This window comes from Paenibacillus thalictri, assembly GCF_004307995.1.
Lineage (GTDB): Bacteria > Bacillota > Bacilli > Paenibacillales > NBRC-103111 > Paenibacillus_AF > Paenibacillus_AF thalictri.
Genome location: NZ_SIRE01000039.1, coordinates 32,132 through 57,384 on the forward strand (window position 1 = coordinate 32,132; position 25,253 = coordinate 57,384).

Annotated in this window: 28 protein-coding genes and 1 other annotated feature; of the genes, 8 read left to right on the top strand and 20 right to left on the bottom strand. The window is 49.9% G+C overall.

Translation table 11 applies throughout. The features are described from left to right. Window positions 1-231: 231 nt before the first annotated feature. The 4 genes from rplT to EYB31_RS36285 all read right to left on the bottom strand — a co-directional run bounded on the left by rplT (window position 232) and on the right by EYB31_RS36285 (window position 2,879). Entirely contained in the window at window positions 232-591 is a 360-nt protein-coding gene (gene rplT / locus EYB31_RS36270) for a 50S ribosomal protein L20 (protein ID WP_131018456.1), read from the bottom strand. 50 nt (window positions 592-641) lie between these two features. Next, window positions 642-842, bottom strand: a complete 201-nt coding sequence (gene rpmI / locus EYB31_RS36275) for a 50S ribosomal protein L35 (RefSeq protein WP_131018457.1) — start codon at window positions 840-842, stop codon at window positions 642-644. A 24-nt stretch (window positions 843-866) separates the two neighbouring features. Next, a complete protein-coding gene (gene infC, locus EYB31_RS36280) occupies window positions 867-1,370 on the bottom strand; it encodes a translation initiation factor IF-3 (protein ID WP_131018458.1) in 504 nt (167 codons plus the stop codon). A 71-nt stretch (window positions 1,371-1,441) separates the two neighbouring features. Further along, window positions 1,442-1,580, bottom strand: a sequence feature (ribosomal protein L20 leader region). A 63-nt stretch (window positions 1,581-1,643) separates the two neighbouring features. Continuing rightward, window positions 1,644-2,879, bottom strand: coding sequence for a glycosyltransferase family 2 protein (locus EYB31_RS36285; RefSeq protein ID WP_131018459.1), 1,236 nt, complete (start codon window positions 2,877-2,879; stop codon window positions 1,644-1,646). A gap of 439 nt (window positions 2,880-3,318) precedes the next feature. Between EYB31_RS36285 and EYB31_RS36290 the strand changes: the two genes are divergently transcribed. Next, window positions 3,319-3,855: a phosphatase PAP2 family protein gene (locus tag EYB31_RS36290; RefSeq protein WP_338120010.1), complete on the top strand. Its 537-nt coding sequence runs from the start codon at window positions 3,319-3,321 to the stop codon at window positions 3,853-3,855. Between the two features lie 54 nt (window positions 3,856-3,909). Further along, entirely contained in the window at window positions 3,910-5,022 is a 1,113-nt protein-coding gene (locus EYB31_RS36295) for an MGDG synthase family glycosyltransferase (protein ID WP_131018461.1), read from the top strand. Here EYB31_RS36295 and EYB31_RS40510 read toward each other — a convergent pair. Together EYB31_RS40510 and trmB are read right to left on the bottom strand one after the other, a co-directional pair. Further along, window positions 5,006-5,197, bottom strand: coding sequence for a hypothetical protein (locus tag EYB31_RS40510; protein ID WP_165452804.1), 192 nt, complete (start codon window positions 5,195-5,197; stop codon window positions 5,006-5,008). The genes EYB31_RS36295 and EYB31_RS40510 overlap by 17 nt on opposite strands. 65 nt (window positions 5,198-5,262) lie before the next feature. Beyond that, a complete protein-coding gene (gene trmB / locus EYB31_RS36300; RefSeq protein WP_131018462.1) occupies window positions 5,263-5,979 on the bottom strand; it encodes a tRNA (guanosine(46)-N7)-methyltransferase TrmB in 717 nt (238 codons plus the stop codon). Window positions 5,980-6,144: 165 nt separating this feature from the next. Here trmB and EYB31_RS36305 point away from each other — a divergent pair, with 165 nt between their 5' ends. Next, window positions 6,145-6,579, top strand: coding sequence for a MarR family winged helix-turn-helix transcriptional regulator (locus tag EYB31_RS36305; protein ID WP_165452805.1), 435 nt, complete (start codon window positions 6,145-6,147; stop codon window positions 6,577-6,579). 66 nt (window positions 6,580-6,645) lie between these two features. On the opposite strand, the gene EYB31_RS36310 is transcribed toward EYB31_RS36305, so the two are convergent. After that, window positions 6,646-7,305, bottom strand: a complete 660-nt coding sequence (locus EYB31_RS36310; RefSeq protein WP_165452806.1) for a WGxxGxxG-CTERM domain-containing protein — start codon at window positions 7,303-7,305, stop codon at window positions 6,646-6,648. A 219-nt stretch (window positions 7,306-7,524) separates the two neighbouring features. Between EYB31_RS36310 and mnmL the strand changes: the two genes are divergently transcribed. The 4 genes from mnmL (at window position 7,525) to EYB31_RS36330 (ending at window position 11,118) form a co-directional block, all read left to right on the top strand. Next, a complete protein-coding gene (gene mnmL / locus EYB31_RS36315; RefSeq protein ID WP_131018464.1) occupies window positions 7,525-8,484 on the top strand; it encodes a tRNA modification radical SAM protein MnmL/YtqA in 960 nt (319 codons plus the stop codon). A 99-nt stretch (window positions 8,485-8,583) separates the two neighbouring features. Further along, window positions 8,584-9,390 carry a c-type cytochrome gene (locus EYB31_RS36320; protein ID WP_131018465.1) on the top strand — a complete coding sequence of 269 codons (807 nt, stop codon included), beginning with the start codon at window positions 8,584-8,586 and terminating at the stop codon, window positions 9,388-9,390. 109 nt (window positions 9,391-9,499) lie between these two features. Then, window positions 9,500-10,075: a tRNA 5-(aminomethyl)-2-thiouridylate-methyltransferase MnmM gene (gene mnmM, locus EYB31_RS36325; RefSeq protein ID WP_131018466.1), complete on the top strand. Its 576-nt coding sequence runs from the start codon at window positions 9,500-9,502 to the stop codon at window positions 10,073-10,075. Window positions 10,076-10,152: 77 nt separating this feature from the next. Then, on the top strand, window positions 10,153-11,118 hold the full coding sequence (locus EYB31_RS36330; protein ID WP_131018467.1) for a type I phosphomannose isomerase catalytic subunit: 966 nt from the start codon (window positions 10,153-10,155) through the stop codon (window positions 11,116-11,118). A gap of 223 nt (window positions 11,119-11,341) precedes the next feature. On the opposite strand, the gene EYB31_RS36335 is transcribed toward EYB31_RS36330, so the two are convergent. The 12 genes from EYB31_RS36335 to EYB31_RS36390 form a co-directional block, all read right to left on the bottom strand. After that, on the bottom strand, window positions 11,342-13,219 hold the full coding sequence (locus EYB31_RS36335) for a TolB-like translocation protein (protein WP_131018468.1): 1,878 nt from the start codon (window positions 13,217-13,219) through the stop codon (window positions 11,342-11,344). A gap of 308 nt (window positions 13,220-13,527) precedes the next feature. Then, entirely contained in the window at window positions 13,528-15,291 is a 1,764-nt protein-coding gene (locus EYB31_RS36340; RefSeq protein WP_131018469.1) for a B12-binding domain-containing radical SAM protein, read from the bottom strand. Between the two features lie 175 nt (window positions 15,292-15,466). Continuing rightward, a complete protein-coding gene (locus EYB31_RS36345) occupies window positions 15,467-15,679 on the bottom strand; it encodes a hypothetical protein (protein ID WP_131018470.1) in 213 nt (70 codons plus the stop codon). A gap of 80 nt (window positions 15,680-15,759) precedes the next feature. After that, window positions 15,760-16,956 carry an MFS transporter gene (locus tag EYB31_RS36350; protein ID WP_131018471.1) on the bottom strand — a complete coding sequence of 399 codons (1,197 nt, stop codon included), beginning with the start codon at window positions 16,954-16,956 and terminating at the stop codon, window positions 15,760-15,762. A 29-nt stretch (window positions 16,957-16,985) separates the two neighbouring features. Next, on the bottom strand, window positions 16,986-17,432 hold the full coding sequence (locus EYB31_RS36355) for a MerR family transcriptional regulator (RefSeq protein WP_131018472.1): 447 nt from the start codon (window positions 17,430-17,432) through the stop codon (window positions 16,986-16,988). Window positions 17,433-17,538: 106 nt separating this feature from the next. Further along, complete coding sequence (locus tag EYB31_RS36360) at window positions 17,539-18,831, bottom strand: diguanylate cyclase domain-containing protein (protein ID WP_165452807.1); 1,293 nt, start codon at window positions 18,829-18,831, stop codon at window positions 17,539-17,541. Window positions 18,832-18,994: 163 nt separating this feature from the next. Continuing rightward, window positions 18,995-19,645 (bottom strand): glycoside hydrolase family 73 protein, encoded by a 651-nt coding sequence (locus tag EYB31_RS36365; RefSeq protein WP_240763187.1) that lies wholly within the window; start codon window positions 19,643-19,645, stop codon window positions 18,995-18,997. Window positions 19,646-19,703: 58 nt separating this feature from the next. Continuing rightward, window positions 19,704-20,003 carry a 50S ribosomal protein L33 gene (locus EYB31_RS36370; RefSeq protein WP_131018474.1) on the bottom strand — a complete coding sequence of 100 codons (300 nt, stop codon included), beginning with the start codon at window positions 20,001-20,003 and terminating at the stop codon, window positions 19,704-19,706. Window positions 20,004-20,151: 148 nt separating this feature from the next. Further along, on the bottom strand, window positions 20,152-20,376 hold the full coding sequence (locus EYB31_RS36375) for a DUF1128 domain-containing protein (protein ID WP_131018475.1): 225 nt from the start codon (window positions 20,374-20,376) through the stop codon (window positions 20,152-20,154). Window positions 20,377-20,410: 34 nt separating this feature from the next. Next, on the bottom strand, window positions 20,411-21,010 hold the full coding sequence (locus tag EYB31_RS36380; RefSeq protein ID WP_131018476.1) for a TetR/AcrR family transcriptional regulator: 600 nt from the start codon (window positions 21,008-21,010) through the stop codon (window positions 20,411-20,413). A gap of 100 nt (window positions 21,011-21,110) precedes the next feature. Next, window positions 21,111-21,749: a YigZ family protein gene (locus EYB31_RS36385; RefSeq protein WP_131018477.1), complete on the bottom strand. Its 639-nt coding sequence runs from the start codon at window positions 21,747-21,749 to the stop codon at window positions 21,111-21,113. Between the two features lie 174 nt (window positions 21,750-21,923). Then, window positions 21,924-23,279 (bottom strand): glucose-6-phosphate isomerase, encoded by a 1,356-nt coding sequence (locus tag EYB31_RS36390; protein ID WP_131018478.1) that lies wholly within the window; start codon window positions 23,277-23,279, stop codon window positions 21,924-21,926. Between the two features lie 241 nt (window positions 23,280-23,520). Between EYB31_RS36390 and EYB31_RS36395 the strand changes: the two genes are divergently transcribed. Next, a complete protein-coding gene (locus EYB31_RS36395; protein ID WP_131018479.1) occupies window positions 23,521-24,819 on the top strand; it encodes an NAD(P)-binding domain-containing protein in 1,299 nt (432 codons plus the stop codon). A 112-nt stretch (window positions 24,820-24,931) separates the two neighbouring features. Here the strand turns inward: EYB31_RS36395 and ppnP are convergent, their stop codons facing one another. Further along, on the bottom strand, window positions 24,932-25,249 hold the full coding sequence (ppnP, locus tag EYB31_RS36400) for a pyrimidine/purine nucleoside phosphorylase (protein ID WP_131018480.1): 318 nt from the start codon (window positions 25,247-25,249) through the stop codon (window positions 24,932-24,934). Window positions 25,250-25,253 lie beyond the last annotated feature (4 nt).

Sequence of the window (25,253 nt, forward strand, 5' to 3'; positions counted from 1 at the left end):
CGCCATGTTTCTACGCCAGGCTAACATGTCTCCTAATTTTTGCAATAACTGAACCATTATAATAGTCCACTCTAAACAAACTATAAACAGACGGAAAAAGTGCTATTTTCGTAAAAGCAATCGGTACAAAGCGTCTATTTGCACAACAAAAAAAGCGCTCCAGATCACGTATCGTGGTCAGGAACGCTTTTTCCTTATATGCAGGCTGCCTGGGCAGCCGTACAACCAGTCTTAGGCGTTTACCTTTTGCTTAGCTGCAGTTGCCAGATCAGCGAAGCCTTTAGCGTCGTTAACAGCCAGATCAGCAAGGATCTTGCGGTTTACGTCGATACCGGCCAGCTTCAAGCCATGCATCAGCTTGCTGTAGGACAAACCGTTTTGGCGAGCCGCCGCGTTGATACGAACGATCCACAATTTGCGGAAGTCGCGTTTTACTTGACGGCGGTCACGGTATGCGTACAGCAGGGATTTCATAACCTGCTCTTTAGCGGTTTTAAATAATCTATGTTTGGAACCGAAATAACCTTTTGCTAATTTCAAAATTTTCTTACGACGAGCGGCGCGGATCGTACCGCCTTTCACTCTTGCCATGATGGACTACCTCCTGAATAGTGATTTTATTTCTAACTAATATCCGAGTATTATTTAATGTTGGCCAGTTGTTGTTTCAAGCGTCTTACGTCGCCTGCTGCCATAACCGGGTTGCCGGCAAGCACACGTTTTTGACGCGCGGATTTACCGGAAAGCAGGTGGTTTCTAAAAGCTTTATAACGTTTCACTTTTCCAGTTCCCGTTATTTTGAAGCGGCCTTTCAGGCTGCTGTGAGTTTTCATTTTAGGCATCGTAGGGTCCTCCTTAAGATTGGTTTACTGTACTTGTACTTTTGGAGATAAAATCATAATCATGCTGCGGCCTTCGAGTTTCGCGTGACGCTCTACGATCGAGAGCTCTGCAACTTCGGCGGCTACGCGCTCAAGCACTTTCTGGCCAATCGAAGCATGCGCGATTTCACGTCCGCGGAAACGGACCGACATCTTCACCTTGTCCCCTTCTTTCAGGAACTTGACAACATTGCGCAGCTTGGTTTGGAAATCGTGCTCGTCGATCGTTGCGCTGAAACGAACTTCCTTAAGCTCAACGACCTTCTGATTTTTGCGTGCTTCTTTTTCTTTCTTCTGCGTCTCGTAGCGGAATTTGCCGTAATCCATAATTCGGCAAACCGGCGGCTTAGCAGTTGGAGCGACATTTACCAAATCCAGCCCCGCATCCTGCGCAATTTGCATCGCTTCGCGAAACGGCTTAATACCCAACTGGTCCCCATTAGAGCCGATAAGGCGTACTTCCTTCGCCCGAATCTCCTCGTTAATCAAATGCTCAGTGCTAATAACGTGCCACCTCCAAAGTGTTATTACCGATTTACGACCGCTCATAACCGCGTTTCGGGCACAAAAAAATGTGAGCGTAAGTACGCCCACATTTGTTATTCATCGCAATGACGAATCTTCATGTTGATCTTGTGCTCAAGAAACCAGCCAACTTAAAGTCGGACAGGTGAGAAGCGGGCGCCTCTACTTGTAATCGCATATTCAAATCAATCTTAGACAGATTACCACGTTTCCGTTCACAAGTCAAACTGAAAAATATCAGCTGACCTGCTTGCTCTGCATTTCCTCAAGCCGGATCACACGGGTATGCTCCGTATGGCTCCACTGCTTGTTGTTCTGCGTGAAGAACGCATAAAACGTGATGGGCCACCAGGACAACAGGAATATCGGGAACAGCAGCAAATATTTATATGTTTTCCACGGCGCCTTCTCAATAAGCAGCGCTAGCGGAAACTGGATGTACGTGAGTGTCGTCAACACCGTGAAGAACACCGGCGAGAAATCATAAATCGACGTGTAGGACCTTACGCCCGGCAACGCGATGTCCACCCATAAAAACACGGTAAGAAGCGAGCCGATAAACAACGTGTACACGTTAATCGCATAAACGGCCGAATCAAGCTTGGCCCAATTGCGTTCTTTCAGACCTTGCCAGAACAGCGGGAAGAAGTAACGTCTTGCCACATCAAAATGCCCCTGCATCCATCTCAAACGCTGCCGCGCCGAAGCTTTAAAGGTAAGCGGCTTTTCGTCGTACACTCTGGCGTCGTAGTTAAATGTCGGGTTCACTCCGCGCTGTACGCAGCGCATCGTAAACTCCAGATCCTCCACCAGGCTGGTTGCGCCCCAGCCCATCTCTTTCAGCAGCTTGGAGTCAAAACACATCCCCGTGCCGCCCAAGAAGTTGGCGAGTCCCAGATTCACGCGCGGCAATTGCCATAAACGGTTGCAGTACCAGTATGTAATGGCATAAGCGGCGGTGATCCATGAATCATTCGGGTTTTTGGTATCCAGGTAAGCTTGGATGACTTTGGAGCCGTTACAAAGGTCATCGTTCATATGGCGCAAATAATCGGGACTGGCCAAGTTGTCAGCGTCAAACATCACGATAGCGTCATACTGCTTTGGCATCTTCCACAATTCTTTAAGCATCCACTCAATAGCGTAGCCTTTACCGCGAAGCTTCGGATTACTGCGCTCCATGGCAAAAACACCCATGCTTCTGGCGATATCCGCCGTACGATCGCTGCAATTGTCGCAAATAACGAAGATGTCGTAAAGTTCTTTCGGGTAATCAAGAGCCTTCAGATTGTCGATCAATGCCCCGACGACTTGCTCTTCATTGTGAGCGGCAACAAGCACGGCAAATGACTTCTGAGGTGCGAATTGTTTCTTGGACTTGCGTCGGTACCAGCCGAAAAACGTTAAACAGAGCTGGTAGGCGCCGATAACCGCCAGGACAATTTGCATGCCCAGTAAAACGTGATCAAGCATTAGGTAAATCCCCCTTTTTGTGGACCACGAAGTTTTATTTTTAAGTATCTCTCTATGTGAAAACTACTTCGTTGGTTTTCATTGCTTTGTGTGGGTAGCCGAATATGATTTTCCTCTCTTTGCCTCGTTTTGTCAAAACCGTTCTAGTTGCCAGTTTAGGCAGAACTTGCGTATTATTCGGGAATTCGCCCACTCACACCGTCAAACTCTTTATCAGCTTATTTTTTAGTCTTATTTTCATCGTTTTTCATTGCTTTTACTCCATCTGCCTTATTATAAAACAACGTATTCGGCAATTCAAATCAGAACGATGTATGTAAGATTATTCATTGGTAAAAACTTAAGCTAATAAACATGGGTCATTTTTTTGACACTCCTTTAACAAATCGCGGTTACACTCAAGTTATGAGTTTCACCCACATAAGCGACAATGAAGGAGGTGCTTGTTTTGAGTCGTGTCGTACACTGGCTCGCAGCACATGAACAGCGGATGTTTTTTTGGGTAAATCGGCGAATTCAACATGCCGTATTGGATATGCTATTTTCTGTAGTCACTCATCTGGGCGGAGCGACGATGACCATCATCTGGGCGTTGTCCGTCTCCTTATTCGCCTCAGGGAACCTGCAAACGGCAGGCATTCAAAGCTGCATTGCTTTGGCCTTGAGCCATTTGCCCGTTGCTCTAATAAAAAAGAAATATCCCCGGATGCGGCCTTATCTCGTTTTTCCCGAGGCAAACATTTGTAAGAATCCTTTGACAGATCACTCCTTTCCATCCGGACATACGACCGCTATCTTTTCGATCGTGATCCCCTTTGCCTGCATGTATGCCTGGCTTGCGCCGGAGCTGCTGGTTCTTGCCGCAGCCGTCGGCATGTCGCGCATTTATCTGGGGCTGCACTATCCGTCGGATTGCCTGGTCGGCTCAATGATTGGCTCTGCAGCCGGTTTTGGAGCCGTCGCTTTTTTCCATTGAACATGTTTATGTTGGAAAGGGTAAATTTATGGTTACAAGGTCAGGTGAATTCATTTGCGCAAAAAAAGGGTTTTGATATTGTCCGAGGGATTCGGCGCCGGCCATACACAAGCCGCTGAGGCGCTCTCCGAAAGCTTGAAGCGGCATGCGCCGCACGTTCAAACACGCGTTCTGGAGCTTGGATCTTTTCTGCACCCGACTGTTGCCCCATGGATATTTACCGCATACCGCAAAACTGTAATGAGCGGGCCAAGATTATACGGATTCATGTATCGTTACCAGTACAAAAAATCGTTGAACCGTTTCACCCAGCTGGCGATCCATCGTCTATTTTACGCACAGACGGCTGCGGTGATCCGGCAGCTGCGGCCCGATACAATCGTATGCACGCATCCTTTTCCGAATGTGGTCGTCTCCAGACTGAAACGTTTCGGACTGTCTGTCCCGCTGGTTACGGTCATTACCGATTACGACGCTCACGGGACATGGGTTAGCCGGGAGGTTAACAAGTACCTGGTGTCCACTCTCGATGTGAAGAAAAAACTTCAAAGCCACGGCGTTTCCCCCGACTTGATCGAGGTCACCGGCATTCCTGTACGTCCGGGCTTTTGGGAAAGCCATGACAAAGATGAGCTGCGCCGCAGCTTCGGGCTGCAGGCGATGCCGACGGTGCTTGTTATGGGCGGGGGCTGGGGGCTGATGAATACGAACGGTTTCACCCGGCATATGGCGGGATGGCGGGATCATGTGCAAATGATCTTCTGCCTCGGCAATAACGAAAAAGCGCTGGCTGATTTGTCAGAAAATCCGCTTTTTCGACATCCGAATATTCGTTTATTCGGCTTTACCAAAGAAATCGATAAGCTGATGGAAGTATCGGATCTGCTCATTACAAAACCGGGCGGCATGACTTGCACGGAAGGTCTCGCCAAGGGCATCCCCATGTTGTTCTACAAGCCGATTCCGGGGCAAGAAGAGGAGAACTTGCAATATTTTACGGAGCACGGATTCGGGGAGCTGATTCAGTCTACAGCGACGATCGACGCTTGGTTCCACGATCTGCTGGAGCAGTATCCTGAGGTCCAGAAACGGCGTTCCTTACATACGGATCTTGTAAAACCGTCTCAAGGAATCGATTGCTCCCAGGCAGTCATGCAGCTGCTGTAGCCGCAAAAAAATAGCCTCCGGAGCGGAGAGGCCACTGAAAAAGTAAACGCTGCATGAGCGAATCATACTTACAATCGCCAATTGTCCCCAAATTTCTTAAATGTACCTGCTTGCGGCAGGTGAAATTAGGGAACAAAAGCGAACGCTGGCGCTTCTCCAGCATGATTTCGCTCACTTAAGCTGCTTTTTCAGTGGCCTCCGATTGCGGAGGCTATTTTTTGGCGGTGTTTCTATTTTCTATTATAAAGGCTGGGCGGCCAGCTGCTTTTCGTGGCTGCGAAGAGCTTCGCTGCCAATCATCACTTCGCACCGGTGAATGTGAACGCCCTGTTCGACAAATTTAGACTCGTATTCCGTCATCACATGATCCGGGTTGACCCCTTCCCCATGCAGGCTCAAAGAAATATGTCGCATCCTCAGCCCCATATCGGCGAATGAGTTCAACGAGAACTCGAACAATGACCGCGAATCGGTTTTTAAGTGGATTTCACCGCGTTCATTCAACAATGTTCGATACTTATCGACAAAACGCGGATGCGTCAGCCGGCGGCGGGAATGCTTCTTTTTCGGCCAAGGATCGCTGAAGTTCAAATAGATGCGCTCCAGTTCGCCCGGGGCAAAAATGTCTTCAATATATTCTATATTAAATAACGCTAACGCCAAATTCGGCAAATCGGCCTCATCCTGGTCCGCTTCTTTCCGGGCTAACCGCGCCTTCTCGCTTGCTCTGCGCAGCAGTTCATCGTACATATCCACACCAATGAAATTCGCCTCCGGATGCTGCAAGCTCATCTGACTGATGAACCGGCCTTTGCCCATGCCTAGTTCGACATGAATCGGGAGATCGTTGCCAAAATATTCGGACCAATTCCCCTTGTATTCTTGCGGGTTTAAAATCACCAGATCCGTCTGCGATTCAATCGCCTCACGGATGCCTTTTCTTCCTCTCAAACGCATCGCCTATATCCTCCACTGCTTATATTTATGTGAAAAGGTAGCTCAGGAAGATTATACTCTGTTCATATTATAATGAAAAGTTCTGTTTGCTGTAAGAAAATGATTGCAATTAAACGTTGCGTTACATATTATTGTTGTAGCGAAATAGAGAAGGACGGACCTTTCATGGAAGAACCACAGTTGATGACAGAGCGATTTTATAGCGCATTCCGGCAGGTTCAGTACCTGCTGCGGCAGCAGCTTCAGCCGCATCTGAATTACAATGGGCTGCAGCTGACAAGAGGGCAATTTTATTTGTTGTCCCACTTATTCCGTCGTGGTCCGCTCATGATAACAGAATTGTCGGAGTGGATGAATGTGCGTCCTGCTACGATGTCCCCTATCGTCGACAGATTGGAGAAACATCTGCTGGTCACCAGAAACAAAGACAGCAAGGACAGACGGATCGTTTACGTAGGGCTGACTCCGAATGGAAAAAGTCTTGTGCAGGAGATGGAAGTGGAGTGGCGGCAAATGCTCAGCGAGCATCTGTCCCGTTTGACCGAGCAGGAGCAAGAGCTTGTCATTACGCTGCTGGAGAAATTTGCACGCGAATCCTAATATGTATGACTACGCCTCTCCCGTTTTTGGACTGGAGAGGCGTTATCTTTTTATTGAAAAGCTGTTTTAGCGCACGTCGTTGTGGTCCTTATCGCGAGTACGAAGTCCGGCAAGCCCGATCAAGCCAAGCAGACCCAACCAACCCCAGCTCATATTGCTGCCGGTTGTTGTTGCATAGGTCCGGTAAGAGCTTGTATCGTAGTTGCCTGTGCCTGCACCATATGTGGTCATACGGTTCAGGTAGTTGTTGGAGGTGTTACCGCGGTTCGTATCATAGGTCCCCGTACCGGTCGTTGTACCGTTGTAAGTCGTGGTCCCCGTCGTTCCGGTACCTCTAGTTACGCCGTTGTAGTTCGTGTCGGTCCCCGTTGTCGTTCCTGTTGTACCCGTCGTACCCGTCCCTGTGGTGTTGTTATAGGACGAAGAACCCGTTGTCGTACCGTCATAGGTTGTTGTCCCCGTCGTGCCGTAAGTCGAAGTGGTGCCCCCTGTAGTGCTGTAGGTACCGATGGTGTTGCTTGATCCCGCAGGATTGCTGTAAGGCCCCACGGAATTCAAAGCGGAAGTTCCTGTGCCTGTGTTACCCGGCGTGTTATAAGTGGAGACGTTAGGGTACGTGCCGCTCGTAGTGTTGGAAGTAGTCATTGCCGCATGAGCGCTGACGGCCCCAAAGCTCATAGCACCGGTCAAAGCCAAGGCTAAAACAGCTGTGCGAAACTTTTTCATGTCAGAGGAAGCTCCTTTCGTGCTTTGGTGTGGTCGTGCAAGCTTATATTCTGCAAATCAAAGCGGGTTTATCCAATCCAAAGCTTAGGGGCAACATGAAAAAAGAGACTTGGAATAAGCTTCACACATGCAGCTTTCACTTTTTCAGCGGCCTCCTCGCAATTTAATTGTATTTTCGGTAAAATAACAGCATGAACGTTTGGAATGGGGAGTTTTGCAATGAGCTTTGAAACTGTGACGGAATCCATGCCGATCTGGTGGGGAGACAAGCGATTTCATACCTGGAATCACGAAATGCGCGGGCAATTTCATGAGAAAGTGTTTAAAGTCATGCTTGACGCAGGCTTTACTTGTCCGAACCGGGACGGAAACATCGCAACCGGGGGATGTACATTTTGCAGCGCCCGCGGCTCGGGCGATTTTGCCGGCAGCCGCCGCGACGATCTTGTAACCCAATTCAATAAAATCCGCGATCTGCAGCATAAAAAGTGGCCTGAGGCCAAGTACATCGGCTATTTTCAGGCTTATACGAACACCTACGCTCCCGTAGAGGAGCTTCGCGAGTATTATGAAGTTATTTTGCAGCAGCCCGGCGTTGTTGGCTTATCCATCGCAACCCGTCCCGACTGTCTGCCGGACGATGTGGTCGAGTATTTAGCCGAGCTGAACGAGCGCACCTATTTATGGGTGGAAATGGGACTGCAAACGATTCACGAATCCACTTCCCGGCTGATTAACCGGGCCCATGATACGCAGTGTTTTATCGACGGTGTCGCCAAATTAAGGAAACACGGAATACGCACCTGCGCGCACATCATCTACGGTCTGCCTCAGGAAACGGATGACATGATGCTGGAGACCGGGCGGGCCGTTGCCCAAATGGACGTTCAAGGCATCAAGATCCACCTGCTCCATCTGATGCGCAAGACGCCGATGGTCAAGCAATATGAAGCCGGGCTGCTGAAGTTTCTGGAACAGGACGAATACATTAAGTTAATTGCAGATACATTGGAAATATTGCCGCCGGAAATGATCGTTCACCGGTTAACGGGGGATGCGCCGCGCGATCTGCTGATCGGTCCGATGTGGAGTCTCAAAAAGTGGGAAGTGCTTAACGCCATCGATGCGGAGTTAAAACGGCGCGATACGTGGCAAGGGAAAAAGTGGAGTCCTCAATAACGATTGAGGCTCTGCTTTTTTTTCCTTATAAAACCGCTTCCGGCATAATTTCGTTATGTTAGGTAACAAACTTATACATAATGAAAGAGGTGCCGTTCGTTGAAAACGAAATTATGCTGTGCCGTCATTGTTTTATTATGCTTAATTGTCGCGGGCTGCGGCAGCGACAAGCCGGCTTCCTCTTCCTCCCAAGGAAAAGAGACGGCAGCGGCAAACGGAACAAAATCCGAAACGCCAGCGCAGACTGCGGCGGAGACTCCCAAGCAGCCGGAAGTACCGAAAGCGGAGGCGGCTAAGCCTGCTCCAGCTGCCGTTTCAGATGCTACTGCCAAATCCGAGCCCGCTCCTAAGACCGCGGAAGCTCCCAAAACGGAAGCCCCTAATCCGGCCCAAACCGCCGCTTCAGATGCCACCGCCAAATCTGAGCCGGCCACTAAGCCCGCGGAAGCGCCCAAAGCCGAAGCTCCTAAACCTGCTCAAACCGCCGCTCCTGATGCCGCTGCCAAACCAGAGCCGACTTCTAAGCCGGTAGAAACGCCCAAAGCCGAAGCTCCTAAGCCGGCGCAACCCGCCACTCCTGATGCCGCTGCCAAATCGGAACCGGTTTCTAAGCCCGCGGAACCCGCCGCACAGCAACCGGCACCGGCAGCCGAAGCCGCTGCGAAAGTGTCCGACGAGCTTGCGCTCAAGGCGGAACCGCTGTTTAAGGACAACTGCATGGCCTGTCACGGCCAGCAGCTTCAGGGCGGAGCCGGTCCTAACTTAACCAAAGTCGGAGCCCGCAGAACAAAAGAACAAATCGTCACCCAGATCAGCAAAGGCGGCAAGTCGATGCCCGGTTTCGGCGAAGCGCTCAAAGATGAGGAAATCGAAACGCTTGCCGCATGGCTCGCCACGAAAAAGTAAAAAACGTAAGCGTCCCCGCGAAAGCTGGAGGCGCTTTTCTTTTTCCCATTCGCCTTGGCATCCTGTATAATACTGACCGTACGATGTTATAGATCGGAGTGCGATCAGGATGGGTTTTGTGTCGATCTTAAGTTTTACGCATCAATGTATAGCGGCGCGGGTGCAGCCGGGGGATACGGTAATCGACGCTACCGCCGGCAATGGCAACGACACTTTATTTTTGGCCAAATTGGTCGGACCGCGCGGTAATGTTTACGGGTTTGACGTGCAGGAGCAAGCCATCGCCAAAACAAAGGAGCGGCTCAGCAAGGAGCTGTCGCAGACGGAACATATCCGGCTGTTTTTGCGCAGCCATGACGAGATGGCGGAGGTTTTGCCTGCCGGGTCGCAAGACCAGGTTGCCGCCATCATGTTTAATCTGGGATATCTCCCGGGATATGACCATGCGCTGATCACTCGCACGGACACGACGGTTCGGGCTTTGGATGCCGCCTTGCTTTTATTGCGAAAAAGCGGCATCGTAACGGTTGTTGTTTATCCCGGACACGAAGGGGGACGCGAGGAGGCGGAAGCTGTGCGGGATTGGTGCGGCAAGCTGCCGCAGGAGTTGTATCAGGTGCTGCAATATCAGCTTATCAATCAAAAAAACAATCCTCCGTACCTTCTGGCTATAGAAAAAAAATAACCGCGTGATATAATGCAGGATGAAGCGTTTGGACTTTATTGGTAACGCGCGAGACCATAAAAAGGTAGGGGAATGAAGTGAAACCGTATCCGCTGCAATTTCAACCGGAAATGAAAGAACGTGTATGGGGTGGACGGGCGCTCGAGCGCTTCGGCTTGACGCTGCCGGAAGGCCATATCGGAGAAGGCTGGATGATCGGCGATCATCCGAACGGAACAACCAAGGTCGTAAACGGCGAGTTGGCCGGCCTCGGATTGGATGAAATCCGTGAAACATACGGCAAAACGTTTTTCGGCAGCAAAGGCTTTTCCGAAAAAAACGGCCGTTTCCCGCTGCTTATTAAGCTGCTTGACTGCCAAGATGATCTTTCGGTGCAAGTTCATCCGAATGACCACTACGACAAGCTTCCTCCAGGCGAGCTGGGTAAAACGGAGATGTGGTACGTACTGGACGCCAAGCCGGGCGCAAAAATCATCTACGGTCTGAATCCGGATGTTACCCGCGAGACGATGGCTCAGGCCATCGCAGAAAACCGCATTATGGATTGCTTAAACGAAGTCCCGGTTCAAGCCGGCGATTCATTTTATATTCCTGCGGGCACGGTCCACGCGCTTTGCTCGGGAGTGCTGGTCGCTGAAATCCAGCAAAACTCCGATACGACATACCGGATCTACGATTATGACCGCCCTGGACTCGACGGCAAACCGCGCGAACTGCATATTGAGGATTCCTTAAACGTGATTGCCTATAAAGGAGCCGGAGCTACCCGTATGACAACGGAGCTCAGCCAAAGCGGAGAATGGCTGACGCTTGCTCAATCGCCATACTTTGTAACGGAAAAAGGGCTCGTACAAGGCGACTGGAGCTTGTCCACTTCAGCGGACAGCTTTGTCATCCACGTCGTATGCGAAGGCAGCGGCTCCATCCGCTGGGCGGACGGCGAACTGGCCGCAGCTGCGGGCCAATGTTTCCTCATCCCGGCTTCGCTCGGATCCTACTCGCTTCACGGCGACATGACGGTGCTGCGCAGCTATTTGCCTTAATCAGAAAAAGCATCCGCTGCATAAGCGAATTATTCTTCCGATCGCCGATTGTCTCCGAATTTCTTCGAATATACCCGCTTATGGCGGGTGAAATTCGGGGACAAAAGTGGACGCTGGCTCTGCTCCAGCATCATTTCGCTCACTTCGCTGCTTTTTCCGTGACCTCCTGTTACAAACCGGAATCGCTTCCGATCGCTTCCGATTTTGTAACAGGAGGTTTTATTTATTCGCTAACTCCGATCAGCAGCAGGTTGCCAGCCGGGCCCAGCACCTTGACCGTATCCGACGGATACCAGTCCATCTCGGCAGCAGCTTCAAAGGTACGGTGATGCAAATCGATCGTATGCCACCCCGAGCTGCCCGCGTACAAAGCAAGCTTATCCGGAGGTTGCGCAAATAACCGGATCGGTCCCGCAGCAAGCAGCTGCTCATTGGTCTCGAACGTATACGGTTCTGACGAATCGGCTTCCCCGCCAACACGTGTGACGCTCCACACTTCTTGACCGTCCGGCCGCTGAACGATGCGTACAAACATGTCCTGAATCAATCCTCTATATATTACAAGCGAACCATTCTCCTGCCCGAGGGGATCGGCTTGGTCCAGCAACTGCTCCGAACCTGTCGCCAAATCAAGCACGTATGTGTTGTTGATCGTGGATCGTTCTCCATCCGGACGCTTGATACTGGAATACGACAACTTCCCTTCATCGATAAAATTTACCCAAGTAAGGCAAGGTCCCTCGTAGCAAAAGTACTGGCCCACCTTTTCATAAACATGCGGCATATCCGCATCCATGGATGGAAACACGTGCAAATCGTAGGTAAACAGACCTTCATCGTCATGTTGCCCTGCGGCGATAGCTATGGCTCCGCTGTGGGGATCCGCTGCAAGCGCGGCAAGCCTGCCCCCATCCATCTCCTCCAGCACTTTCCAGAACAGCCGGTTTTCACCGGTTGCCGCGTTAAACGACCATACCTCCGTACGCGCCCATTCGCCTTTCATATATAATACGGTATCGCCGTCAGCGAGCCAGACGGGATAAGCCATCTCACCGAACTGCGCCGATTTGACGACAGCCCCCTGCCGGTCCAACACCTTGAAGGTCAACTCCGAGGACATCGGGTTTTCCACTCTCTCCGAAGCCAGCAGCCAACGCCCCGACGGGGACAATTCGGCTGTCTCCATATAAGCTTCCGTATCGAAAAGCAACTCATGTTCATGAGTCGCAAAATCGTAAGTCTCTATACGAGTTGGCTTGATCGCTAGAATCGCTACCGCGTGGCTGTCCTTCAGCACGTTGCCGGACACGCCTTTGGCACCCGACATATGAACCATGACATATTTTCCGGCAGCACCACCGTCAAGCTGAAAAGTCAGCTCGCACGATGTATCGCTGTTCCAGCTCAGCGACCAGCTGCCGATTTCTGCAGGAAATACTTGACGCAGCACCTCATCGACCGAGCTCTTATCGACTTCCATATTAAACTCGATCTGAAACGTATACGGCTTGCCGACAACGTAACCTCGTATAATGCCGATCCCCCCGGGATACTGATCGAAAGCGCGGCGGACGTTCTCATCTTGCTGCGAGCTGATCGTGTAAGCGAAGGTTTTTGTATAATGCAAAGTAAACAAGCGATGTTGCCCTTCACGAGACGTGAACGAGATGATCAGCGTTTCCGATGGCGCATTCTGCAGCTGCACGCCTAACACCAAGCCGTATGTTCGATTTTGTCCGCTTACGCTGAACGGCACGGCTTCTCCCCGCTCCGTCGTGACCGATACGCCGGCTTGTAACGCTTCAAGTGCACTGTCCTCGATACTTCCCTTGGCTTCCTCCGGAATATCAAGCGAGAAGATGACCGCGGCATTCGGATCGTCATAAAACAGCCGATCGCTTGCGGAGTAATCCCAATAGGCGTTTGAACCGGCCACCCGGATATAATGAAGATTCCCCTCTTGGATGTACGGAAAAAGCGATTTCTCCGGCTCCCGTCCCTCCTGCGCCGAAGCATTTTGTGCTCCTGCAAGCCAAGCTGTCATCAGAACGGCAAACGCCAATACCCGGGCAAATAAATTTAAGTTCATCTTCGCATTCAAAAGCGTCCCCTCCATCAATTGGATCCATTTACCATATAGACGCAAGAGGACATGAAGAGGTTTCCCGCTTTACGCAAAAAAACTCCTCCCCGCTTAAGGGGAGGCCACTGAAAAAGTGAACGCTGTATGAGCGAATCATGCTTACAATCGCCAATTGTCCCCGAATTTCTTGAATGATACCTGCTGTTGCAGGTGAAATTCGGGGACAAAAGCGAACGCTGGCGCTTTTCCAGCATGATTTCGCTCACTCCGCTGCTTTTTTCAATGGCCCCGCTTTGGGGAAGGAGCACTTATGCATGCAAAGCCGCTTATTGCATAAGCGTCTGGGCAAGCTCTTTAGCGTAACAGGTGGGTTTTGTTTGCGCATCAGGCGGATAATATACGATCAGCAGTTCGCCGCGGCCCGTAACAATCTCCCCTGTACGCCAGTACGTTTGTAATTCAAACGGCACCGTCTCCAGCATAATATGCTTGTGCAGATCTTTCTCGCTAATGTTCAGCGCGGCAAAATCGCCGGATATGCGTTCGGGGTGGCTCGTAATCTCCGCAAGCTGCTCCGCCTGCCGGGATTTATCAAGAGTGAAGTTCCACCAGATTTTACGCGGACGGTATTTATGGTTGAGGAAATAATCGAGCTTCATCAGCCCTTCGATCACGTCCATCCCGGCGGTTCCGCGTTCGGTCAGGAAGGCGTGCAGACGGGTAAACAGATCCTCCAGCTGATGGCCGATTTTTTGCCAGCCGCGCCCCTCCCAATAATCGCCGAACTGTTGGAAAAAGTCGAATGCCGACGAAAACTCATGCTTAATCAAATAAGTGACGGTATGATCCATCCGGTGGGCGTTCCAATATTTCTCCAGCACGTCCTCCACCCGCTTAATCCGAATCAGATCCGAAAACGGCAAAATATCGTTGCCGAGAATCTCATACGGCGCATGATCCATATAGACGTAGCCGTATTTCTCGGCATCCTGCCGCATGCCCGTACCCCGCAGCATTTTCAGAAAACCGAGCTGCAATTCTTCGGGATTGAGGGCAAACACGTCGTTAAACGTTTTGCGGAACGAATCGTAATCTTCCTCAGGCAAACCGGCGATCAAATCAAGATGCTGGTCGATTTTGCCGCTTTCCTTCACTTTTGTCACCGTACGGGTCAGTTTGGCGAAATTTTGCCGGCGCTTGACGAGCTCGTTGGTCAGCTCGTTGGTCGATTGAACGCCGATCTCGAACCTAAAAATGCCCGGCGGTGCATGTTCGGCCAAATAATCAAGCACTTCCGGTCGCATAATGTCCGCGGTGATTTCAAATTGAAATACGCAGCCCCGATGGTTCTCGATCAGAAACTCAAACATGTCCATCGCATAATCCCGCTTAATGTTAAACGTGCGGTCGACGAATTTAATCAGCTTTGCCCCCGAGTCGATCAAATATAACAAATCGGCTTTGGTGCGAGCTATATCGAAATACCGGACACCAACTTCAATCGACGATAGGCAAAACTGGCAGCTGAACGGACAGCCGCGGCTTGTCTCGAAATAAACGACACGATTCGCGAGCTGCGGCACGTCCTCGGCAAACCGGTGCGGTGACGGGATATCGTCTAGGTTCAGCTTCGGCCGTCCCGGAGTAAGAATCACTTCGCTGCCCTTGCGGTATGCCAGCCCATACACAAAATGAAACTTGCGGGTAGTGGACAGCTCCTGCAGCAGATGATGCAGCGTCTCTTCCCCTTCCCCCATCACGACAAAATCGATTTCGGGAACCCGCTGAAGCCAGTATTCGGTATCATACGATACCTCGGGTCCGCCCAGCACCACTTGCAGCTCGGGCATAATCTTTTTTATCATCTTGATCACTTGGATCGTCTCTTCGATGTTCCAAATATAACAGGAGAATCCCAGCACATCGGGTTTTCTCTGGTACAAGTCGGAAACGATGTTCATCAGCGGATCCTTAATGGTATATTCGGTAATTTGGATCGGAAAATCCGGCTCACAGAACGCTTTTAAATAACGCAAAGCAAGCGATGTATGAATAAATTTAGCGTTCAGCGTCGATAATACGACATTCATTGGAAACCCTCATCTTCTATATCGGAATCACTTTGTTTGATGGAAAAAGTCAACTCTTTCATTGTACCTCGAACATCGCGCGAACACAAAACCTTATCTTGTAACGTCCGAAAGCAAAAAAGGAATGATCGCGTCTGCGGTCATTCCCGGGTAACATCTCATCTGGCTGTTTGATCTAGCTTAAAGTCATTTGCTCGGGTTCTTCCGCAAACGGAGTCAGCCCGTCCTGGAGAGCATGCCATTCGGAAGGATGCATTAGCATCCTTTCTTTGATCTGTTCCTTTTGCGAAAGGAGAGCATCAGCATCACTGTTAGAGCTAGAGAGAGCAATCGTTTCGCTGATCCGGGTTCTCTGTTCCATCCATTTGGCTAGCTGATATAAAATCATGTCGAAAGCCACCTATTCCTAAAGTGTAACGCTTTGGTAATAGAATGGCCTTTTTCATGCAATTTTATGCAAAATACGATTTAATGCGCGGACTCGGTATGGTCGATATGTTTTAAATGAGTGCGGTTCGATGCAATAAATAAAACCGAGAGGAGCACAAAACAACCGCCGACCACAAAAGGAACATGCGGATTAAACACCTCGGCAAGCTTACCTGCTGTCCACGGTGCGATAGCTCCGCCGATAAATCTCAGGAAGCTGTAAGCCGCCGAAGCTGTCGGACGTTCTACCGGAGCAGCCTGCATCACGGCTGTAGTAATCAAGGTGTTATTGTTGCCCAGGAAAGCGCCGGCCAAAATAACCGCTATAATAATAGCCCACCTGTTGGAAGTCCAAATCCCCATACAAAATAAAGCCAAAGCGAATAAAATCAGCATCACGCACATGGAAGTAAGCGTTCCGAAACGTTTCTGCAGTTTCGGGGCCATAAATACGGAGGTAACGGCGAGCAGCAGCCCCCATCCCAGAAATACGAAACCGAGCCCATGCTCATCCAGATGCATCACAAACGGGGAATACGCAAGCAGTGTAAAAAATCCGAAGTTGTACAGCAAGGCGGTTATGCCTAGTGTGGAAAGTGCTCTGAACTTGAGCGCCCGGAACGGATCAAGCAGCGAGCTTTTGGCTTTTGTTAACCGCTTCGTTTTGGGCATCATAATGGACAGGAATATAAATGCGACGGCCATCAGCACGGCCACGCCATAAAACGGCCCGCGCCATGAAATTCCGCCGAGGCCGCCGCCCAGCAGAGGTCCTACCGAGATCCCGATCCCAATGGCGGCTTCGTACAAAATAATCGCTTGACCGGTTCCCGAGGCCGATAAAGAGACGATGGCGGACAACGCAGTGGCGACGAATAACGCGTTGCCTAGTCCCCAGCCGCCCCGCAGGGCGACAAGCTGCCAGATTCCATTGGACATACCACCCCAAGCGGAAAAGATGGCAATGATCAATATGCCGCACAGCAGCGTCCATTTGGTGCCAAGCCTCGTTGAAATAACGCCGGTAATCAGCATCGCAACCGCCATAACGAGATTGTAGCTGGTAAACAGCAGCGTCACCTGGCTTTGCGAGGCATGCATTTTCTCAGCGATAGCCGGCAGTATGGGATCCACAAGGCCAATCCCCATAAACGCAATGACGCTGGCGAAACCAACTGCCCAAACCGCCCGCGGTTGAGTTAATAAGCTAGTTTTACCGGCTGAATTGGGTTCCATAAGGTAATCTACTCCTTTATCATTTAATGTTATTGACCCATGTCGGAATCAAAGTTGGCAAGCGCGTTTTTGATCCGCTCCTGATACTGAGCGATCTGGTTATTGATTTCGATCATTTTTGCCAGCTTTTCCTGAAGGATATGCGCTTGTTTGGCTACCGCCTGCTCAATTTCTTGCAGCTTCAGCTTCATTTGCGCTTTATCCGCCACTTCCTTATAACCGTGATAACCGCGGCGGTGGCTTTCCAGCTCATCAACGATGGCAATATATTTTTGCACCTCTTGTAGCGAAAAGCCAAGCACATCTCTAGCGTTAATTAATCTCTTCAGCCGCTCGATGTGTTCGCGGGTATACAAACGAATGCCGCCCTCGCTTCGCTCAGGAGGAGGCAATATGCCGATTTCCTCATAGTAGCGGATGGTGCGTTTGGTTAAACCGCACTCCTTAGCCACGTCGTCAATTTTATAATGTTCCATCTTCCGCTCCTTCCCGTTCAACGTGCTTGCAGAAATATATGTTACTCTTATTTAACGTTAACGTCAACGTTAACTTTTATGCACAAAAAATGGGTATTAGCCCATTTTAATTGGAGCCTGGGGATACGACATAACTGTTTTTGCCGGACATTTTAGCTTTATACATGGCCGTATCCGCTTGATTCAACAAAGTATCAATCGTTTGTCCATGATCGGGAAACCGCGAAATGCCGATGCTTGGGCTTACTTGAAGTGAAGTTTCCTTGTAAGTGATTGGCTCATTCAGCTTGGCCAGCAGCAATGCAGCCAATTGTTCGAGCCGTTGAACATCATCAGCCTCATGAATTAAAATGGTAAATTCATCGCCCCCCATACGGGCGACAATATTCCCGGGTTCCAGCCACTCCTTAAGGCGGGCTGCCGTTACATGCAAGACATGATCTCCTGCGGCATGCCCGTGCCGGTCGTTAATCGCTTTAAAGCCGTCCATGTCCACCACGAAAAAAGCAAGCTTTTCGCCGCTGGTTGCCGCTTGTCCAAGCGCCTCTACCGCCCGTTCCTGAAACATTCTGCGATTGGGCAGATCGGTGAGCACATCATGATACGCCATATAATGAATCAGCGCTTCATTCTTTTTTCGTTCCGTTATGTCTTTAGCTATGCAATATACGCCGGTAACTTCATGATCTATTAAAATAGGCAGCATCGTCACATGAAGTTCGATCCTCTCGCCATTTTTATGTAAAATGACGGAATCAAAATTTTGCGTTGCGCCACGCTTCGCTTCTTCGAAATAAATTCTGACTTCTTCCACACGCAGCACATGAATGACTTCCCCTACACTTCTGTAAAGCATCTCATCCGGAGAATACCCGGTTATATTCTCCATCGCAGGATTTACACTCGTAAATCTGCCTTCCATATCCAGCGAAAACACGCCGTCGGGATTGTGCTGAAAAAGCGACTTATACCGCTGCTCGCTCTCTTTCAGCTTGCGCTCCTCAATCTTTCGCTGTGTAATATCACGTATGATACAGGCATATGCGCTGATCTCGCTGCCAACTCTGATCGGCACCACCGACTCGCTGGCGATAAACACGCTGCCGTTTTTGCGCTGCTTTTTTGCTTCATATGTAGGAATTTGCCACTGATTTGTGTTAAGTGTTTGCATAAAATCGGTCTCCTCACTGTTAGGAACTATCGGCAGTTTGCGTTCAAGCATTTCCTCACGTGTCCATCCGAAAACCGTCTCGAACGTATCGTTCACATATACGACCGTATGATCTAACCGGCATACAACGAAAGCAACGATCGGATTATTCGTGATAGCTTCGACCATCCCTTTTAATAAAATGATTTCTTCATTGAGTTGCTGGACCAGCTCATCGTGACAGATCATTGTTTCGCACACCCTCTCTGGTCTCTTCTTTTTCCCTATAGGATATGCTTCGGAAAAAATAAGCCGGCTTTTTGTTAAGTCCATCACACACCCTCTATATTTTTAGGAAAAAAGACCCTCTTTTTATACAAAAGAGAGTCTTTTTGGACGATTGTATTTTCAATTATACCCCAATTCCTTGCTGCCGGGCATAAATGATCGTGTTAAGCCATGCCAATTCCGACTGCGTGAGCTCCCGTTTATACGCTTTCTCGGCCCATGTGTAATCCGAAATCAGCCCTTTTTTGTACAGCCCGTCCAACGCATCGCCAAGCAGCTTCCACTGCCAATCATGTTCAAATACCATCTTATTCTCACTTCCTTCCCGGTCAAATTCAGCCAACCCGTACTGACGGATCATCGTTATCAATTTTGCGGCGTAACCGGGATCTGTCGCATAACCTGCGTTTTGCAGCGCCTGGGCGGCTCCGGCATAATCAAGCGCTTGGCAATAAACAAAGAACCCTGCTGCAGCATAACGGCCGCCGGCGAGCAGAAATTGCGAATGATCGATGACACTGCCCTCCCAGCTGTCATATACCCGAAAACCGTCCGTTACCGTAACAAAGGAGCCGTTCATGTATTCCTGCGTCGGCAACTGCTGCCCGCTTCCCTTGATGCCGAACAAATTATTGCCCGGAGCCGCTGCGCCCCATGCGCTTTCCAGCGCCGCTTGAGCTATCGTAATAGAAGCCAATACGCCCGTGCGGCTCATATCATATACCGCCATCGGCGCGAGTTTGGCGATAAAATCCGGAGGATTCAATAAGCTCACCTCGCCTTTTATTCTTTATAAAAAACCTCTTCGCGCCGAAGCGGGAAGAGGTCGTATATTACCAGATATAACCGGGGTAGCCACCATAACCACCATACGCGCCGGGGTAGCCATATCCGCCATATCCCCCGAATCCGCCGTATCCGCCACCGTAAGTTCCGACTGCCAGCAGATCAAACAACACGAGCGGAATAATCGCCGAAGTTCTTACGTTTTTGCTTTTTTTCAGCGGAGTCAAATACAGCTGATTGCCTTTCACGTGGACGAGTTTGCCGGTCACCATCGTGCCGTCTTTTTTCATAGCATATATACGCTTGCCGAGCAATTTTTCAACGTCTCTTTTCTTCACCGTTTGCATGCTCCATCCCACCTCCGTATGGAATCTCAAATTACTTTACCATCATACGGAATGTGCCTGTTCCCGGCTTGTTCATTTGTCCCATGTGCCTGCAAGATGTGCGGCTGTCCACATTAAAAAAAGCTTCCCTCTACGGGAAGCTCAAGTCTTACGCCTTGCGAAGCCGGCCTAGCTCGGTTGTAATCGCTTCGATTTCAAGTATGCTGAAGCTGCTTTTACTGGCAACCATATCGTAAATATCCTTCAAGTCTTCGTAATGCTCCGGGTCAAAAGAAGAAGCCCTCAGCGCCGCGCCGGAAGCCATTCTCAGCTTCTTTTTGATTTCTTCGATCATGTATTCCACGTTTTCCTGAGTGTTCACCATTAAATCCATGAAATTCCTTCCTTTCCCTTTAATTTGTACTACTTTATGAAACAGTTCTCCCCAAAAGACCTTCACATAAATATTTCACATGAGCTTCCGCCAATTTCTTCACTTCATCGTAAGTTTGATTAAAATTGATGCTGTAAGAAATAAATCCATGCATGGACATAAACAAGCTCCAAGGAGCCGAATAAATCCGGTCATCAGCATCCGCGCGTTTGGTTAATATGGCTCGTACGACGGTTGCGAACAAATCCAGGCATTGCGCTTTCTCCGTTCTTGAATACTGCTGCAGCTCGGGATCTTTAATCATAAACATAATCTCGTAATGATTCGGATTCTCCAAACCGAACTTAATAAACTCCAGCATCAGCCTCTCCAACTGCGCCATCTCGCCAAGCCGGGTCCGCCCTATAATGTCATGGGAACGGGACAACAGCATATTGAAATCGTCGCTGACAAGAGCATGAAACAGTTCCGCCTTTTCTTTAAAATGGTAGTACAATGCGCCGTGACTATACCCCATTGTTTTGGCAATACTGCGCATCGTTAAGCTGCGGTAGCCGTGTGTAACAAACAGCCCCCTTGCTTCTTCCAGTATGCGCTCCCTGCTCAACTCCTGCGCTACCGCTTTCCTTGCCATGTCATTCAACTCGCTTTCTCACTGTTCTGGGCAAATCGCCAAATACAGAACCTACTGCTGCGGGTTAAACTATGCTGTGAATGTCGGGTTCCGAATCATGCTATTCTATCGTTTCATGTTCCATATAACGCTCTTCGCCGGTAACAATGGCAGCTTGACCTTGCGTAAGGTCTGTGATCCAAGCGACAAACGCAGGGGCTTCCGGAGCTTTGGGGAGGCAGCACAAGGTGACTTTATCGGTAAACCGGGTTTCGCCCATAAGGGTTCCCCGATTTCTCAGCTCGTTCTCGACCTTGCCATGCCACGTATAGTCGATTTCCACGAGCACTTCGGTATGAAGCACTTTGTATACCGGCATCGCTGCAGCCAGACCGGCTACAGCCCCATCCGTATAAGCGCGGATTAGACCACCCGCACCAAGCATAATGCCGCCAAAATAACGCGTGACCACGACAACGGCATTTTTCAGGCCTTGGTTTTTGATAACCTCCAAAATTGGCTTGCCCGCCGTTCCGCTTGGCTCTCCGTCGTCGGATTGTTTCTGGCATTCATCACGTTCACCGATCATATAAGCTGAGCAGTTGTGCGTTGCCGACCAATGCTCCTTTTTGATGGCTTCAATAAATTGGATTGCCTCTTCTTCGGACTGAACCGGCTTCGCGTGACCGATAAATCTCGACTTCTTGATGACAATCTCAGATACACCAAGTTGCTTTACTGTCTTATATTGATCCAACATGTCGATGCAGCACCCCATTTCTTATGCGTGTGCCTCGTGCAGTCCGCACTTCATCACTTTAGTATTTCGCCACATCACAGCAAAATTCCTACCTGTTCGACAAAAAAAAACAAAAAACAGCCCTCCCCAAATATTGGATGAAGACTGTTATTCGCTCTATGGCTAGGCCTGAAGTTACCGGTTCAACCTAGCTTCCAGCTCCGCTTTTTCCTTCTCAAAACCCGGTTTGCCCAGCAATGCGAACATATTTTTCTTATACGCCTCGACACCCGGTTGATCAAACGGATTGACGCCAAGCAAATATCCGCTGATGCCGCACGCCTTTTCAAAGAAATACACCATATATCCGAAAGTGTACGCCGTCATATCGGAGATCGTCACGATCAGATTCGGCACATTTCCGTCCGTATGAGCCAGCATTGTGCCTTCGAACGCTTTTTTATTGACAAAATCCATCGTTTTGCCGCTCAGGAAATTAAGCCCGTCCAAATTGTCGGCATCTTCGCCGATGACGATCGTCTCCGGCACATTGTTCACCTGAATCACCGTTTCAAACAAGGTGCGGTTGCCTTCTTGAATAAATTGCCCCATCGAATGCAGATCGGTCGAGAAGTCCACCGATGCCGGGTAAATTCCCTTATAGTCCTTGCCTTCGCTTTCTCCGAACAGTTGTTTCCACCATTCCGAAACAAAATGCAGCGAAGGTTCGTAATTCACGAGAATTTCCGTCGTTTTCCCTTTACGGTACAAGGCGTTGCGCACCGCTGCATACTGGTAACTTTCGTTCTGGTCCAAATTCGGATTCGAATAAGCGTCACGCGCATCCGCTGCGCCTTGCATCATCGCTTCGATATCAATGCCCGCCGCTGCAATCGGAAGCAGCCCGACCGCCGTCAAAACAGAGTAACGTCCGCCTACGTCGTCCGGAATTACAAACGATTCGTAGCCCTCTTCGACAGCAAGCTTTTTAAGCGCACCTTTGGCTTGGTCGGTGGTAGCGTAGATACGCTTCTGGGCACCCTCCTTGCCGTATTTCTTCTCCAGCAGATCGCGGAAAATACGGAAAGCAATAGCCGGCTCCGTCGTTGTTCCCGATTTGGAAATGACGTTGACGGAAATATCTTTGCCTTCAAGCAGCTGCAGCAAATGAGTCACATAAGTGGAGCTGATATTGTTGCCGACAAAATAAATCTCCGGCGTTTTCCGTTTATCTTTAGGCAGAATGTTGTAAAAAGAGTGCGAGAGCATCTCCAGTGCCGCTCTTGCGCCCAGGTACGACCCGCCGATGCCGATAACGACAAGCGCGTCGGAATCCTCTTGGATTCGCGCTGCGGCCTGCTGGATCCGGGCGAACTCCTCCTTGTCATAGTTGACCGGAAGGTCGATCCAGCCCAAATAATCGCTGCCTGCCCCTGTACCGTTATGCAGCTGCTCGTGCGCCAGCTTGACTGCGCCCGTTAAATATTCAAGTTCATGCGTGCCGATAAACGACAGCGCTTTGCTGTAATCGAAACGAAGCGTTGAACTCATGTTTACAAAATCCCCCTTGGCATATTTTACACTTACCGATAGAATACTTTACTTCCGACCCGCGATCAAGTATGTCCAAAATTGTAAGCCTATTCACGGTTCCTTCCTTTCTCTGCGGCAGGCGAAATGCTACAATATGGATACAGACTGCTTTCATCATCGAAACGATCAATAGGTTTAAGTCCGTGTGTCGCAACGGAACAACTGCAAATTCCGCGAATGTACAGGAGAGGTGAAAGTTATGAAGACGATCGGTTTTATCGGACTTGGCACGATGGGCAAACCTATGGCCGCCACATTACTCAGCAAAGGATACTCCGTCATCGTATACAACCGCACAGCGGAAAAAGCGCAGGATTTGGTCCGACAAGGCGCCGATCTTGCGGAAACCCCTGCCGAGGCGGCACGAAACGCAGATGTCCTGATTACGATGCTCAGCAACGACGAAGTATTATTGGACGTATTTTACGGCGAGCATGGCATCATGCATGGCGTGCGGCCCGGATTAACCGTGATCGACTGCAGTACGGTTTCGCCGGATGCAAGCCGCAAGCTGCATCGCGAGCTCGCGCAGCATTATGCCGATTTTCTCGATGCCCCGGTGAGCGGCGGTCCTGTTGCGGCAGAAAACGGAACGCTGCTGTTTATGGTCGGAGGAAGTCACTCTGTGCTGAACGAACAGCTGCCTTTGTTTGAGGCGATGGGAAGCAAGGTGCTGTACATGGGACCTTCCGGCGCAGGCTCAACCGCCAAGCTAGCGCATAATACGATTGTCGGAATCAACGCGCTTGGCCTGATTGAAGGCATGTCGATAGCGGCCAAAGCCAATCTCGACGCCCAGCAGTTTTTACAGGTCGTTATGGCCGGTGCGGCACATAGCAAACAAGCGGAATTAAGAGGCCAAAAAATCATCGACCGCGATTTCGCCAATATGTTTTCGCTGCAGCTCATGCTGAAAGACCTGCTGCTCGCCGGCAGTTTGACGGACACGCTGAAGCTTCCCGCTCCGCTGCTTAAATCGGCGACCGGCGTGTTTCAAATGGGGCTTAGCCGCGGTCTCGGCGAAAACGATTTGAACGCTGTTGTTCAATGTTATGAAGAATGGATGCATACGAAAATTACGGCAAGCCAACCCTTGGCCGAAGAGGATAAACCCGAGACCGTTAATCCGTCCCCAAGCGCACGCGAACGCCGCCGCAATCAACGAGTGCTTATGAACATCAAGCTTTTGCTGTCGCTGTACGAATGGGAGCAGGAGGGCGCCTTCTCCGGCCAACATATCGAAGGCACGTTGTTCGATTTATCGGAAGGCGGCTTGCAGATCGTGTCGAATTATCCGCTCACACTCGATATGTTTGTTGTTATTCATTTTCCGCAGGAAGCCGAACTTCCGCCTATCATCGGCCGGATCATCCGAATCACACCGGATAAAAACGGCTTTCGTTACGGCTGCATGCTGTCGGGAATTCCTCCTTATGTTCGCATCAAACTTGAGGAGTATATTCGCCACAAACTTGAAACCGGCACCCCGACGACATAACAAAACCTTCTGATCAAATCTCTCTCGGCGAAGCATATCATGTTAAAAACAAACCCCCTCTGCAACGGGCGCATTAACGCTCCCGGTTAGAGGGGGTTTTCATTATTTGGGACTACTCTTCAATATAAGAGCAAATATAATCGGTTACCGATTGCACTTCCAGCTTAAACTTGGAGTTGGCCGGAACCGTAAATTCGCCCGTGCCGCTGATTTGCTGCCATTCGGATTGCCCCGGAAGCAGTACTTTCAGCTCGCCCGCTTGAATTTCCATAATTTCTTTGGCCGCTGTGCCGAATTCGTATTCGCCAGGCAGCATGATGCCAAGCGTCTTCTTTGTGCCGTCTGCAAATACAACAGTGCGGCTTGTTACTTTTCCGTCAAAATACAAGTTTGCTTTTGTCACGACAGTGACATTGCTCCACTCAGCCATCTGC